This is a genomic window from Halomonas sp. TD01, from assembly GCF_923868895.1.
Lineage (GTDB): Bacteria > Pseudomonadota > Gammaproteobacteria > Pseudomonadales > Halomonadaceae > Vreelandella.
Map to the genome: position 1 here is coordinate 2,430,422 of NZ_OV350343.1, position 13,695 is coordinate 2,444,116.

A 13,695-nucleotide genomic window follows, 5' to 3' on the forward strand; every position below is an offset into this window, starting at 1 on the left:
GCACAAGGAGCTTTCCATGAACCATCCTTCTCGCCTTGAGCAATGTTTCGCAGCGCTCAAACAGCAAAATCGCCCAGCCCTGGTCAGCTACCTTACTGCAGGGGACCCAGATGCCGAGACTTCTCGCCGCCTGCTGCATGGGCTACCAGAAGCAGGAGTGGATATCATCGAACTTGGCATGCCGTTCAGTGATCCCATGGCCGATGGGCCCGCGATTCAAAAAGCCGCGCTGCGTGCCCTGGAAGGCGGCCAAACCCAAGTTAAAACGTTGGAAATGGTGCGCCGTTTCCGCGAACAGAACAGCACCACACCAATCGTACTGATGGGCTACTACAACCCTATCTACTGCTATGGCGTTGAGCGCTTTCTTTCTGATGCTGCCAGCGCTGGGGTAGATGGGTTGATTGTGGTGGATTTACCCCCCGAGCATGACGAAGAGCTCTGCCAGCCAGCAGCTCAGCACGGCATTGATTTTATCCGGTTGGCCACCCCGACTACCGATGCCAAGCGGTTGCCCAAAGTGCTGGGTAACGCCTCTGGATTTATCTACTACGTATCTGTCGCGGGCGTAACGGGTGGCAGTGCACCCACACCAGCGCGGCTGGAAAGCGCGGTTGGCCAACTGCGCGAGCATACCGAGCTACCTATTGCCGTTGGTTTTGGGATTCGCACCGCCGAGCAAGCCGCCACCATTGGCCGCTTTAGCGATGCGGTGGTGGTCGGCTCCGCACTTGTTGACTGTATTGAACATGCCAACACGCCTGACGAAGCCGTTGAGCGAGTGCATAGCTTAGTCAGTGAGTTGGCTGAAAGAGTTAGGGGGTGCAGGGAGGCGAGTGAGCCACAAGTTTGTTGATACAAGCAGATTGATACAGGCAGAGTAAAAAGAACGATACGTTAAGAGAGCAGGCCAGCAGCGCCTGCTCTTTTTCGCGTCTTGCTACCAGCCTAGGAGGCGACCATTTTAGTTCATGTCCAACGGTGAGGAATGAACACAGCAAAAATCCTCTGGTGCCTCGTGAAGGTCGTTCCCGTAGTTTCAGATGACGGTAGCGAAGTGTTCGCAGTGAACAACATGCCACTTACTCCCGACACCTCACCATTAGAATCCTTCTCGCTTGTTTGTAAATAATGTTCATTTTTCAGTGCTTGTAGCTACTTACTACCGCAGGCATTATCACCGCTCACGGTTGCCTGCCAAAGGCGGCAACCATAAGGATTTTGTCACTTCGAGGGAAAATAATGGGAAAGCTCTTTTCACTGATCGTATTACTGGCAATTGGCTATGTGGGCATCTATATCTATTACGGAGTCGCCGTAAAACAAGAAGTGCAGCAGCAGTTAGATGATCGCGGCCTATCTTCGGTGAGTGTTGATAACGTTGAGTATGGTCTATTCGCGCCGATTAACACCTCTGCAGAACTGACAGTAACCGTTACTTACCGCGGTTCTCAGGCAGCAGTGAACATGGTGGTACAAGGGCACCCGGTGTTTTCTGATGACGTAAGCGTTGAGTTTGATGGACTTCAAGCACTGAGCTTGGGAATCGGTTTTGGGCAGTAGCCTTTACAGCGTTCGTTTTCACTTACTAACACCGCGTGGCAACACGTTTGCCGCTCAATCAGAGACACGTGGCTAATTTATGCTTTCCAAAATCATGAGTGGCGGCCAAACAGGCGCTGACCGAGCGGCATTGGATGCCGCACTAGCACTGGATTTCCCTATTGGTGGTGTTTGCCCAGTAGGCAGAATGGCCGAAGATGGGCCGATGAGTAGCATCTATACCCTCGAAGAAGTGAGCGGCGATTACCGTCAGCGCAACCATAAAAATGTACAGGATGCCGATGGCACCGCCATTTTCTATGCGTCTTATCTTCAAGGGGGAACAGAAGCCACTGCACTTTTCTGTATTCAGCAATCAAAACCCTACAAGCTAATCGATATTGAGCTGATAGACCCACTGCACGCGGCGATGCTGCTTGCCGACTTTGTGCATGATCGCAACATTAGCGTCTTAAACGTGGCAGGCCCCAGAGCCAGCACTTGCCCAGTAATGTACGCGTACGTTAAGCAAGCGGTTGAGCTGGTTATTAAACAGTCACGCTAGACTAAGTTTAAAGGAACAAGCCAATGCACCCGCATGAAAAACTTAATTACGTCGAGTTTGCAGCGAAAGATCTAGTCGCGACAAAAACGTTTTTCACGGCGGTGTTTGGCTGGGAGTTTGTCGATTACGGCCCTGAATACACAGCGTTTTCTAACCAGGGGTTAGATGGCGGTTTTTATCATGCAGATACCTGCAACCGAACTGCTAATGGCGGCGCATTGTTAGTGTTTTACAGCGCAGATATTAACGCAACGCTTGCTAAGGTAGAAAAAAGCAGTGGTGAGGTCATTCAGCCTATTTTTGAATTCCCAGGCGGCTTTCGTTTTCACTTCTTAGAACCCAGTGGCAATGAGTTTGCGGTTTGGTCAGAGGTGCTCATATAAGGTGCTACTATCGCTTCCCCTTTTAAGAACAGATTCAAGAGGATGACATAAGTGGCCTTTACTGATGCAGAAAGAGATGCACTTTTAAGTGTGAAAGGCGTTGGTCCCACTGTCATTAAGCGTTTTGAAGAGATTGGTATCGACTCATTTACGCAGCTGGCCGCCCGTCAAGTTGATGAGATAGCAGAAATGGTGGCCGCCATGCTGCACACAACCTGCTGGAAAAACAGCCCTCAGGCAACGTCAGCTATTTCTGCTGCTATTGCCAGGGCGCAAGAAGGTGTGTGACATATCGCAAATGTAGCGAGCAATCAAATCGTTAGAATGGCTAGCCTACCGTGTCAGCAGGCTAGCTAGCATCAAGCGGCAGCCAAACATGCTCATAGCCAATCGATAACGCCACGGCGACCAGCAGCCCCGCCATTACCCAGTTAAAGCCCTTAACGATCCCTACGCTTTGAATACGATGGCCAACCAAACTGCCCATCAAGACATAACTGCCGGGTGCGCCAGCGGCTAATATTGCCAGCCCGAATGCCCAAACTACCAAGCTAAGCCCCTCAATACCCGCCGCAGGAAACTGCAGTGTGGCGAGGGGAAGGGTGGCAATAATGGCTTTTGGGTTAAGTAGCTGCATCACCAGCCCATCGCGAAAACGCAGCAGATGTGGGGTGTGGTCATGGTTGTTTAAATGGGTGTTTAAGTCGCTACTTAAATCAGCGCTTGAGCGGGCAATTTTTATTGCGAGATAAACAATATAGCTACACCCTAAGGCGCTCACGACGATCAGTGCCTCATCGTCGATCCAAGCGGCTCCTACCCAGCCCAATAGTAATAAGTAAGTAAACATCGCGGTGCCTACTCCCAGACAAAAACCTAGCGATTTTTTGGCTTGGCCATTGATGCCAACGTTTAAGCCCAGCAGATTTACAGGCCCAGGCGTATACATAGCGCCCAGGGCATAGGCGACGATTCCTAGCATGGTGAAGCCTCGTTTGTTTAATGGCAGTTCTTAAACTGGGGATTAACGCGCGATATCGCGTTGGTACTGGTGGGGAGTCATGCCATAAATGCGCTTAAAACGCCGATTAAAATGGCTAAGATCGGCAAAGCCAAAGCGTAATGCCACCTCGTTAAGTGGGGCGCCGACGTCTAGTGCAGTACGGGCCGCATTGATTCGACAGTTAATCACGTACTGATGGGGTGTAATACCGTAATGCTGGCGAAACAAGCGCAAGAAATGGTACTTGGATAAATGCGCTGCCTGGCAAATATCATCAAGCGACATATCGCTTTCCAGGTGAGCATGGATATACTCCTTAGCCAGACGTAGCAGGGTGTCAGGACGATTTGTGACGGGGCTAGGCTGTGAAATGCCGCCGAGTTGAACGGTTCTCTCGATAACCCGATAAAGCGCATTTTCCTGATCAATGCAGCTACCTGTTTGGGAGGTGACCAAGCGCGCCAGTTCCAAAATGGCGTGACGCAGTTGAGCATCCTGAATCAGCGTTTGGTTGGAACGAAAATCCGTGGCATGTTCACGTCCAAGCGCATCAGCGAACAGCGGCTTGACCTGGTCCGGGTGAGCATAAACCATCAGGTAGTCCAGTGCGTGCTTACCACCCGGTTGGCCATCGTGAACCTCCTCAGGATTGAACAGAATCACATTGCCCGGCGGGCTTTTGTGGAACTGCCCGCCGCTAAAAAAATCCTGACGCCCAGACAGCGTTACGCCGAAAGCAAATTCCTCATGGGCGTGACGGTCATAGCTGAAGTCTTTAATCGCTGCCTGAAGCACCGTTAGTGTTGGCACATGCTGACTTTTGATGAATTGAAACCGGCTTGCATTCGCCATGCCAAACCCTCCTGATGAGTCACACCACCTAGCTTATGTGCTCCTGGATATCAAATGCTTGTACATAATTGCTAAGAAACCTCTGATTAACCTTGAGAGACTCTCTAGCCTCAGCAAGCAGCATCACGTATGTTAAAAGCTTCTTATCTACCCTCTTAAAAGGATCATTCACCATGTTCACCGGCCTGAGCGCATTTCCGCTAACTCCCATGAACGAGCAGGGCATTCATGAGCATGAGTTTACTCGTTTAGTGGAACGCTTGGTGGAGGCGCGGGTGGATTCTATCGGCGTGCTGGGGTCGACGGGCAGCTATGCTTATTTAAGTGGTGAAGAACGCGCCCGAGTGGCCAAACTATGCGTTGAGCATGCCGCTGACGTACCAGTGGTAGTGGGCATAGGCGCGCTACGCACCCGCGATGTGCTGGCCAATGCAGAAAGCGCCCAGCAAGCAGGCGCGTGCGGCGTGCTGTTGGCGCCAGTGTCTTATCAAAAGCTGACCGAGGATGAGGTGTTTAGTCTTTTCGAGACGGTTTGTCGTTCGCTGAGCGTGCCGCTATGTGTCTATGACAACCCTGGTACTACGCACTTTGAATTTAGCGATGAACTGCATGGACGCATCGCCCAACTGCCCCAGGTTCGTTCGATTAAAATTCCCCCAGTGCAAAATGATATGGCCGCTGCACAAGAACGTGTGGCACGGCTGCGTGGATTGATTTCCAGCGACGTGACAATTGGCATTAGTGGCGACCCAGCCGCTGCCACAGGGCTACTTGCTGGCTGCGATGCTTGGTACTCGGTGATTGGTGGGTTATACCCCGAAGCTGCGCTGGCGCTAACCCGTGCCGCCCAAGCGGGAGACGAACAACATGCCCATGCGCTTTCCGCTGCGCTTGAACCGTTATGGGCACTCTATCGGGACTTCGGCGGCAGCCTGCGAGTAGCCGCTACTATTGCAGAACTCACTGGAAAAGTAAGCCAGCCTTGCTTGCCCCAGCCGCTTCAGACACTGCAAGGCGATGCCCGGAAAAGGGTGGCAGCGGCGATTGACGCGCTCGAGCTAAGCTAAAGCGTTGAAGAATGGCCGGCCCTGGGTAATGCGCTGCTTTCCCCAGGGCCAGTTGCAAATGCGAATTAAAGCCCTTGGGCGCCGCGCCGCAGCCAATCATGCACGAAAGCTAGCTTGCGCATTGCCGCATCTGAAAGCACAAACGGATAAAGATCCGAAAGCCCCATTGAGCGATTTACATGGTTAACACCGGCCACTAATGATGCCGCAATATGAATCAAACGCTCAGCATCCGGCTCGGCGTAAGCATCCCAGCCATGGGTGTAGGGCAAAGCTGGTGACGTCATGCCTGCTGACACAAAGCTATCGGTAATATCGGTCAGGTGCAGTAGGTGCGAGGTGGTTTCCGCCCAATCTTCATGGGGGTGGGAAGACGCATAGGTAGACAGAAACCGCTGCCGCCAATCCGCAGGCGGGCCATTGTGATAATAGTGCTGCAGCGCCGCGGGGTAATCCTCCCGCTCATCGCCAAACATCTCACGAAAAGCATCAAGAAAGTCATCCCTTAAACTCAGCCGCCACCACAGCATATGGGCAATTTCATGGCGCATATGGCCAATCATCGTGCGGTAAGGCTCTTCCAACGCCTCCTTGCGGGTCGTACGCAGCACCGCATCTGCTTCGGCCACACTGATGGTCACCACGCCACCGACATGCCCCATGGGTACCGGCGTTCCCCCTTCGGCCAGCATATGAAAGGTTGGTGGTGTACCGGGGTCTTCCGGGCGAAACCAGTTCCAACGGCCCAGGTTATCGATCACCCAGCGCTTAGCCGCTTCGGTTTGCGCCCAGTTAGGCATGGCATCAGAAATAGAAGGGTCAGGTGCAAGGGCGGTCATCGCGCAGGCACGGCAGAATTCACCTTGCTTAGGGGCAATCCAGTTGCAACCGATCACTTCGCGGTTGGCACAGAAGGGCGGCATTGGCAGAAAGGCGCGCGCTTGCGGGTCGTAAGCCACAGGAACGCCGTCGGCGGTCACCAAATTATCAAACCAGAGTGAACCGGCACCGACCGGATTAGAAAAAACACGCATAGGTCGGGTATCTCATAAGAAACGAGCTTTCAGTCTAGGAGCCGAGGCGGGGATAAGCCAATAGCGATTGCTTTCATTTCTGCGTGGTTGGGAAAAAGCCGCGTAGGAGGCGGCTGTAGTTTTGGGGTAAGGTCGTCGTCCACGACTGTTTAAGCGTGGGCAGAGGGTAGAGAGTGGCGTAAAAATAGTCAGTGAGGTAGCTTCAGTAATATGTATGGTCGATAAGCAATAGGCTGACATTGTCTGTCGGTAGTTAGATGGCACTCGAGAAGCTAAGGTGGCTAGCGGTTCATATAAAGAAATATTTGATAGTTAATAAGTAAAATTTTAGGCATGAGTGCTGCTTTCCCTATAAAGCGAAAGCGAAACTAGCTGTTTCGGTTTAAATGCCTTTCTAGCGAGTCAATGGACTCGCAATAAATTGGAGAAGTATAGTTTATATGCTAAAGGATTTGAGTGATGGATGATGCGCTTAACAGATTAGTTAAAATCATAGTCGAGCTTCTAAAGCTTCTCGTTATGGTGCTGCTTCTCCAGGTTATATTCTTTAATCTCGGGCGCCTATTCCTATGGTTGCTCACTATTGGTCGATACCCAAGAGGAGCGTTAACACAGCGGGATGTCAATTGGGTTACCCTTTTTGGTTTTATTACCTTTGTGATGTTTGTTCTTGCTATGGGCTTTTATAATGCATTCTTTGGTGCGCATTCGGTGACATAACAGATGTTTGTTGGCGTACGGCCCATGCAACTTTCGGAAACCGAATCGTTACCGGTAGCTTGGCTATGGCGCATTTTTCGGTGTTTAATCAGTTTCCAGGTCGATGGTGGGAAGTTGGTCGAATGAGCTTAGTGACTTCATTTCTTCTAATTTTTGATTAGCGCATTCATCATAAACGGCCATCGCGCCGTCGTAATAGTGTTCCTCTGATGCAAATACGCTAGCGATAGTTTCCACAGACCTTAGGTCACCTGAAAACATGCCTAGCAGCTCTTCTTCCGACTTATGTTGCTCATCTTTGAGTTGGCCAATATGCAAATAGAAGATACTATCCAGGTGGCAAACACGAATTTTATTGTATAAGGCAGAAAGCGATATTCTGGAAAAGAGCGCGATATGCTGCATAGCCTCAGCTTCTGTATATAGCTCTTCATCAGCAGCCCATGCAGTTTGCTGGTTAATCACCGGCATCGAAATGGCCAGGAGGGTAAAGTTGAATAGAGCTAAACGAAGGAATTGCATTCGTAATACCTTATGTGTATTAACGTAAGAATACCATCCTACCATTAATTTTCATATGGTTGCTTTCAAAGCAAAAGCATTGCTTGTGTGGGCTGATTCTCACACAAAAAGCTGGGTATCAGGATTGGGAGAGACCTTTCCCTAAAGTGAACAAGTGTGTCAACGGTGCTGGTTTACCGCTAGGTGTCATGCAATCAGGAGGAAGGTGTGTATACAGTAGAAAGAGCAACGTTTCCCGCTGACTTAAATGCTGTACTTGATTTGTATCGAGAATATATAGCGAGCACGTCAGTTGACCTTACTTTTCAAGGTAACGATGAAGAATTTAATAGCTTATCTGAAAAGTATAGCTCGGATGAGTCAAAGATATTTTTAGCGACAATTAATAAGATACCGGTGGGGTGTGCTGCATTTCGCAAGGTGAACGATAATACCTGCGAAATGAAGCGGGTTTATGTTCGTCCAACTGCTCGTGGAAGTAAGTTGGGCGCTAGGTTGGTAGAGCGAATATTGCAGGAAGCCATCAGCAGTGGGTATAAGAAAATATGCCTTGATGTGCTGCCTGAGTTCAAAGCGGCCTTAGCGCTGTACCTGTCATATGGGTTCGTTCCACACCCACCCGTGACGAATAACCCTGTCCCTGGAACCCAGTTCTTGGGGCTGGATCTGGAACGGTATAACCACACAACTTCTCAGCTTAAAACACGCTATTCTCCAAGCTTATGAAGGATGCGCTTCAACGAGATCCCTAAGCTGCTCACTTAGAGGGTTGTCTTTCTTGTAGGCTAACAGTAGCGGCGGGGAAGAGTCCCCGTCGGCAAGCGGTATGGCCATCATCTACCGTTCATCATCTATCGCTTACTAACGATCACCAATTGATATATTTAAAATAAGAATATACGGGTCTTTTTTTATGCTTTTTGGGAAAGGCGTGATGCACTAAAATGGGGCTCTTTTTGAGCTAGGCACCTAAGGTCCGATTGGTTTGCTAAGCCAAAGATAGGGATGTCACCATGAATGAGCTAGAGCGCGCACGTCAAGCGAGCTGTCCTGCACATTCGAATAACGCCGTTGAGGAAAAGCCCGTATGAGTGAGTTGAACCCGATCAAAGCCCTGTTGGCTGACGTGCCTTTTATGGTTATTGACGGCGCTATGGCCACCGAGCTGGAAACGCTTGGCTGCGACCTCAACGACGCCCTCTGGTCAGCGCGCTTGTTGGCTCAGGCCCCAGAGAAAATTCGCCAAGTTCATCAGGCCTACTTTGAAGCCGGTGCTGATTGTGCGATTACCGCCAGCTATCAGGCCACGGTGCCTGGTTTTATGCAGGCAGGGCTGACAGCGCAGGAAGCGCGGGAACTGATTCAGTTATCGGTCACGTTGGCGCAGCAGGCGCGTGATGCAGTCTGGCAGCCTGGTCAAACCGATCGCCCCAAGCCGTTAGTGGCTGCGTCTGTTGGCCCTTATGGCGCTTACCTGGCCGATGGCAGTGAATACCGCGGCGGCTATGATCTGGATCGTGCCGGGCTGGTAGCGTTTCACCGCGAACGTTTTGAACTCTTGCTAGCGGCAGGTGCTGATCTGCTGGCGGCTGAAACCTTGCCTTCATTAGATGAAGCGCTGGCGATCACCGATTTGTTGGCCGAGCATCCCGGCGCACAGGCCTGGATCACCTTCTCAGCAAAGGATGGCAAACATATCAGCGATGGTACGCCGATAGAGGAGTGCGCGGCAGCCCTGGCCAATTGCCCAGGCGTGGCGGCGATTGGCGTGAATTGCACCGCCTTGCCCCACATTGAGTCGCTGATTCAGGCGATCCGGCGTCAGTGCGATCTGCCAGTATTGGTCTACCCCAATTCAGGGGAAGTGTACGACGCGGTGACCAAAACCTGGCACCCGGCCACATGCGACCACACCGCCAGTGGCCCTTCCGCGCTGGCACAAGGGGTAGAGCAATGGCTGGCGGCAGGCGCGTCAGCTATTGGTGGTTGCTGCCGAACAGCGCCAGCGGATATTCAGGCGTTGGCCCAGTGGCGGCGGTCACGCCCGCTTAGTGAGTCATATAGATAACTAAGGTTATTTGTATTAGGTTTTAAGTCTTCCCACGTTTAGCAGAGGTATTTGTCTAATGAACCATTGATGCCGCCGTTGCAATAACGACCAGTCTCCACCAGCCCCCAGTAGTAAGGATAGTTCTTGGAATAGTTCTAGGGATGGTCCTTGGAATAGTCCTTGGGAGGGGTTTTAGAGAGAGTTCTTGGCATCGTTGGAATCACAAATGACAAATACCTATCTCACCTTAAAAGGTGTTTCCTACGTTCTGTCGGATGGCAGAAAGCTTTTCACTGATCTTCACGAGCAGTTCGATAGCCGCCCAACCGGGTTAGTGGGGCGTAATGGTGTCGGCAAAACAGTCCTAGCCCAAATCCTTGCTGGCCTGTTGCAGCCAGCCACTGGCCATTGTCAGCGCCCCGGCAGCGTCCATTATCTTGCCCAGCAGGTGGCGCAGCCGAAGGGTGTTTGTGTCGCTGATCTTGCCGGTGTTCGAACAACGTTGGATGCGCTGACACGCATTGAGGCTGGCAGCACAGCGCCTGAGGATTTTGAGGCAGTTGATGATCGCTGGGATATGCCCCAGCGATTTCGCCATGAACTCGAACGCAATGGCCTGGGCTATCTTGAAGCCAGCACACCAGCGAACACATTGAGCGGCGGCGAAGCCATGCGCGTTGCTTTAATGGGCGCCATGCTCTCGAATGCCGATTGCCTGATTCTTGATGAGCCAAGCAACCATCTCGACCGACCCAATCGGCAGGCGCTTATCGAACAGCTGCAGCGCTGGCCGCGTGGGCTGATCGTGGTTAGCCATGACCGACAACTGCTGGAAACCATGGAACGTATCGTGGAACTGTCGCCCTTAGGGCTGCACAGTTACGGCGGTAACTACACGTTCTATGCCCAAGCCAAAGCGCATGAACAGCAGGCTGCCCTTGATCAGCTCAGCCAGCGAAAGCTCGAACGCCAACGCGAAGAGCGCGCGATGCGCAAGCAGCGTGAACGTCAGGAGAAACGCCAGGCTCACGGCAATCGGCTGGGCAAGGAAGCCAACCAGGCTAAGATTCTGTTAGATCGTCAGAAAGAGCGCAGCGAAACCTCGGCGGGCGCGCTGCGCCAAAAGCAGGCGACCAGTCAGGCGCAGCTAAATCAACGTGTGCGTGACGCCGCAAAGCAGGTTGAAAACGAGCTACAAATCAACCTGCATGAAATACCTATTACCCAGGCCGCCAAGCGCTGTTTGGTTGAGTTAGAAAGGGTTGAGCTACCGTTCGTCATGGGAGCCACTCGGCACATTAATCTAATGCTGAAAGGGCAGCAGCGACTAGGCATCATAGGGCCGAATGGCTGTGGTAAATCTACGCTGCTCCGCGTGCTGGCGGGCCAGATTGAGCCCTTATCAGGAACCTACAACATAACGCCTGAAAGCGCCTATCTTGACCAGCAACTGGGGAATCTAGACCCAGCAAAGACGCTACTCGAACAGCTGCAGCTGGCCAACCGAACCGCGAGTGAAGGGGACCTGCGCATGCGGCTTGCCCAGCTAGGCCTAGGCGCGCAAAAGATCACCACGCCCAGCGGGCTGCTAAGTGGTGGTGAGCGCCTGAAAGGAGCGCTGGCCTGCATCCTCTACGCCGATTCCCCACCGCAACTATTGCTCCTGGACGAGCCGAATAACCATCTTGATTTGCCTTCAGCACAAGCACTGGAAACCATGCTGCGCAGTTACCAAGGCGCGTTAATGGTGGTATCCCACGACGATGCCTTTCTGGAAAAACTAGCCCTGACAGACCGCCTGCTAGCAACCGAACAAGGCTGGCACCTGGAGCCGGTTTGATCGTATTGCACCTCCTACCACACGCCCCGTAGGAGGTGGCTTTAGCCCGCGACGATTCAAACACTGAGCCATCAACAGGCTGCACCTGCCTGGATGCATTCGCCAAGGCTGCAAAGGCTCAGTATCATAAGCAGCCAACCAAATCACAGAAGTCACCTTCCATGTCATGCCCACCTTGCCCCAATTGCCAATCTGAATTCGTCTACCAGGATCAAAGCTTGTTCATCTGCCCGGAATGCGCCCACGAATGGAACCTTTCCGAGGTTGGAGCGGAAGACACCGTCACGGTGAAAGATGCCAATGGCACCCTGCTTGCTGAAGGCGATAAGGTAACGCTTATCAAAGACCTCAAGGTCAAAGGCAGCTCAATCGTGCTTAAGATTGGCACCAAGGCGGTCATCAAGCGGCTTAAGGAAGGCAAAGACCACCAGCTCGACTGCAAGGTCGATGGCGCTGGCGACATGATGGTCACCGCCCAGTTTGTGAAAAAAGCCTGAATCACCTTCACTCGCCTAGAGGGCCATCATGGACGTCAGACTCAACACGCAAGAGCAGATCGTGAAGTCATTTTACTCCTGGTTGCCTATGGTGCTGGTCGCGCTCATTCTCTACGGCGCGTTATTTGTCGGGCTCGCTATATGGCTACTAATGCAGTTGTTTGGCATGGAGCAAGCCGTCGCGCAAACAGTCGGGCTACCAAGCGGAGTGCTGTTACTGGGTGGCCTGTTTTACATCTATGTGAAGTGGCTGCTGACAGCGCTGTCGTCATACCAGCTTTCCCTGAGAGGCAATCAGCTCATCGTGAAAGGCATTTCGGGGCGGCGAACCATTGAACATGAACTGCCGGTGAATGATGTTAAAAAAATACACATCGGCACGCATACCCATACCATGCAACAGCCAGCGTCAGGGCAGGGCGGCGCTAAAAGCAAAGCTGCCTCGCGGCTGACGGTTGTGCTAAGCAACGGCGACTATTTCAAACTCGATTTCGCCATGAACGCCTTTGATAACGAATCGCTGTATGACTTTTTTACCGCCATGAAACGTAAAGGAATCGATATTAACCTCAACGGCTAACAAAGCCGTTCAATGCGCGCCTTGCAGGCATCTATGTTCAACAGAAGCAGGCTTCACCTGAATTGACTGCTAGGCTCAAAGCTACCGTGCCTTTGTCCAAAAAAACACTTAACAAGGTCAGTCTCGACGACGGTAGTTACAATAATAGATCAAGGCTAATGGTTATGTAGCGCGTGGTAAGCCTCCGGCGCACCCGCGAGGAGGGCTGCAACAGGCTATATACTCAATGGAGTTCTCTGCTCTATGACTAAACGAACCTAGCAATACCGTTCCTAACCACCACCTGAGCAGGAAGTCCCGCTGGCGATGACGTTCGGTTACAGGTAGAAGGAGATGACATGTTTCCATTAGAGGTGTTGGCTACATATACACTGGCATGTTTGCTGTTAGTGATTTCCCCTGGGCCAGATAACATGCTGGCGATAGGACGAGGTTTAAGCCAAGGCAGATTGGCCGCAACCGTTTCTGGCTTATCGTCTGGAATGGGAATTCTATTTCAACGTGCTAGCGGCGACATTTGGGCTGACTCTTTTAATTCAAACGTCCGAGCTAGCCTTCTATGTGGTCAAGATTATTGGTGCGGGCTATCTCATTTGGTTAGGCGTTAAAGTCCTTCGGTCTCGAAATCTATTTTCCTTAGAGCCTGCAAAAAAACAGTCTTTAAAAACCGTATTTTCAACGGGCTTCCTTTCAGCGGCACTCAACCCTAAGCCGGGTATGTTTGTGCTCGCGTTTGTTCCTCAATTCGTAAACCCTAATCTGGGATCTGTGACTTGGCAAATGATTGGCTATGGGGTCTGGTTTGCGGTTTTAACAGCGGTAGGTTTCAGCCTTATGGGCGTGTTTTCATCTAGATTATCAGAATGGCTGAGAAACAAACCAAAATTGGTTTCTGGCTTAAATATTGGGGCAGGCGTTACGTTTGTATCGTCGGGTCTGGCTGTGGCGTTCATGAAGCAGAGGTAAAAAGCGTGCTTCATGAACCATTACAAGCTCCACTACTAGCGGGATGAGCGGATCTGAATCAGTCACTGGCCGCT

At 51.7% G+C, this 13,695-nt stretch carries 17 protein-coding genes; 13 read left to right on the plus strand and 4 right to left on the minus strand.

Annotation, left to right across the window (positions count from 1 at the left end; translation table 11 throughout):
- Positions 1-16 precede the first annotated feature (16 nt).
- The 5 genes from trpA to L1X57_RS11015 all read left to right on the plus strand — a co-directional run bounded on the left by trpA (position 17) and on the right by L1X57_RS11015 (position 2,778).
- Entirely contained in the window at positions 17-856 is an 840-nt protein-coding gene (gene trpA, locus L1X57_RS10995; RefSeq protein WP_009721615.1) for a tryptophan synthase subunit alpha, read from the plus strand.
- A gap of 386 nt (positions 857-1,242) precedes the next feature.
- A complete protein-coding gene (locus L1X57_RS11000; RefSeq protein WP_009721616.1) occupies positions 1,243-1,563 on the plus strand; it encodes a hypothetical protein in 321 nt (106 codons plus the stop codon).
- A gap of 79 nt (positions 1,564-1,642) precedes the next feature.
- Positions 1,643-2,107, plus strand: a complete 465-nt coding sequence (locus L1X57_RS11005) for a YpsA SLOG family protein (protein ID WP_009721617.1) — start codon at positions 1,643-1,645, stop codon at positions 2,105-2,107.
- Positions 2,108-2,130: 23 nt separating this feature from the next.
- Positions 2,131-2,490, plus strand: a complete 360-nt coding sequence (locus L1X57_RS11010; RefSeq protein ID WP_009721618.1) for a VOC family protein — start codon at positions 2,131-2,133, stop codon at positions 2,488-2,490.
- A gap of 51 nt (positions 2,491-2,541) precedes the next feature.
- On the plus strand, positions 2,542-2,778 hold the full coding sequence (locus L1X57_RS11015; protein WP_009721619.1) for a helix-hairpin-helix domain-containing protein: 237 nt from the start codon (positions 2,542-2,544) through the stop codon (positions 2,776-2,778).
- Between the two features lie 61 nt (positions 2,779-2,839).
- On the opposite strand, the gene L1X57_RS11020 is transcribed toward L1X57_RS11015, so the two are convergent.
- On the minus strand, positions 2,840-3,472 hold the full coding sequence (locus L1X57_RS11020; protein WP_009721620.1) for a LysE family translocator: 633 nt from the start codon (positions 3,470-3,472) through the stop codon (positions 2,840-2,842).
- A 42-nt stretch (positions 3,473-3,514) separates the two neighbouring features.
- Positions 3,515-4,345, minus strand: coding sequence for a helix-turn-helix transcriptional regulator (locus L1X57_RS11025; RefSeq protein ID WP_009721621.1), 831 nt, complete (start codon positions 4,343-4,345; stop codon positions 3,515-3,517).
- A 173-nt stretch (positions 4,346-4,518) separates the two neighbouring features.
- Between L1X57_RS11025 and L1X57_RS11030 the strand changes: the two genes are divergently transcribed.
- Complete coding sequence (locus L1X57_RS11030) at positions 4,519-5,412, plus strand: dihydrodipicolinate synthase family protein (RefSeq protein WP_009721623.1); 894 nt, start codon at positions 4,519-4,521, stop codon at positions 5,410-5,412.
- A 65-nt stretch (positions 5,413-5,477) separates the two neighbouring features.
- Here the strand turns inward: L1X57_RS11030 and L1X57_RS11035 are convergent, their stop codons facing one another.
- Positions 5,478-6,446 (minus strand): zinc-binding metallopeptidase family protein, encoded by a 969-nt coding sequence (locus tag L1X57_RS11035; protein ID WP_009721624.1) that lies wholly within the window; start codon positions 6,444-6,446, stop codon positions 5,478-5,480.
- Positions 6,447-6,905: 459 nt separating this feature from the next.
- Here L1X57_RS11035 and L1X57_RS11040 point away from each other — a divergent pair, with 459 nt between their 5' ends.
- Positions 6,906-7,166 (plus strand): hypothetical protein, encoded by a 261-nt coding sequence (locus L1X57_RS11040; RefSeq protein WP_009721625.1) that lies wholly within the window; start codon positions 6,906-6,908, stop codon positions 7,164-7,166.
- Positions 7,167-7,250: 84 nt separating this feature from the next.
- On the opposite strand, the gene L1X57_RS11045 is transcribed toward L1X57_RS11040, so the two are convergent.
- Positions 7,251-7,688, minus strand: coding sequence for a hypothetical protein (locus L1X57_RS11045; RefSeq protein WP_009721626.1), 438 nt, complete (start codon positions 7,686-7,688; stop codon positions 7,251-7,253).
- Between the two features lie 207 nt (positions 7,689-7,895).
- Here L1X57_RS11045 and L1X57_RS11050 point away from each other — a divergent pair, with 207 nt between their 5' ends.
- The 6 genes from L1X57_RS11050 (at position 7,896) to L1X57_RS11075 (ending at position 13,621) form a co-directional block, all read left to right on the plus strand.
- Positions 7,896-8,414 carry a GNAT family N-acetyltransferase gene (locus tag L1X57_RS11050; protein ID WP_009721627.1) on the plus strand — a complete coding sequence of 173 codons (519 nt, stop codon included), beginning with the start codon at positions 7,896-7,898 and terminating at the stop codon, positions 8,412-8,414.
- Between the two features lie 361 nt (positions 8,415-8,775).
- The gene (gene mmuM, locus L1X57_RS11055) at positions 8,776-9,756 is read left to right on the plus strand and encodes a homocysteine S-methyltransferase (RefSeq protein WP_234667717.1); all 981 of its coding nucleotides are present in this window, start codon (positions 8,776-8,778) and stop codon (positions 9,754-9,756) included.
- A 208-nt stretch (positions 9,757-9,964) separates the two neighbouring features.
- Entirely contained in the window at positions 9,965-11,578 is a 1,614-nt protein-coding gene (locus L1X57_RS11060; protein ID WP_009721630.1) for an ABC-F family ATP-binding cassette domain-containing protein, read from the plus strand.
- Positions 11,579-11,739: 161 nt separating this feature from the next.
- Positions 11,740-12,075 (plus strand): zinc ribbon domain-containing protein YjdM, encoded by a 336-nt coding sequence (locus L1X57_RS11065; RefSeq protein ID WP_009721631.1) that lies wholly within the window; start codon positions 11,740-11,742, stop codon positions 12,073-12,075.
- A 28-nt stretch (positions 12,076-12,103) separates the two neighbouring features.
- Positions 12,104-12,655 (plus strand): hypothetical protein, encoded by a 552-nt coding sequence (locus L1X57_RS11070; RefSeq protein WP_009721632.1) that lies wholly within the window; start codon positions 12,104-12,106, stop codon positions 12,653-12,655.
- A 501-nt stretch (positions 12,656-13,156) separates the two neighbouring features.
- Positions 13,157-13,621, plus strand: coding sequence for a LysE family translocator (locus L1X57_RS11075; protein ID WP_009721633.1), 465 nt, complete (start codon positions 13,157-13,159; stop codon positions 13,619-13,621).
- The last annotated feature ends 74 nt before the right edge of the window (positions 13,622-13,695 follow it).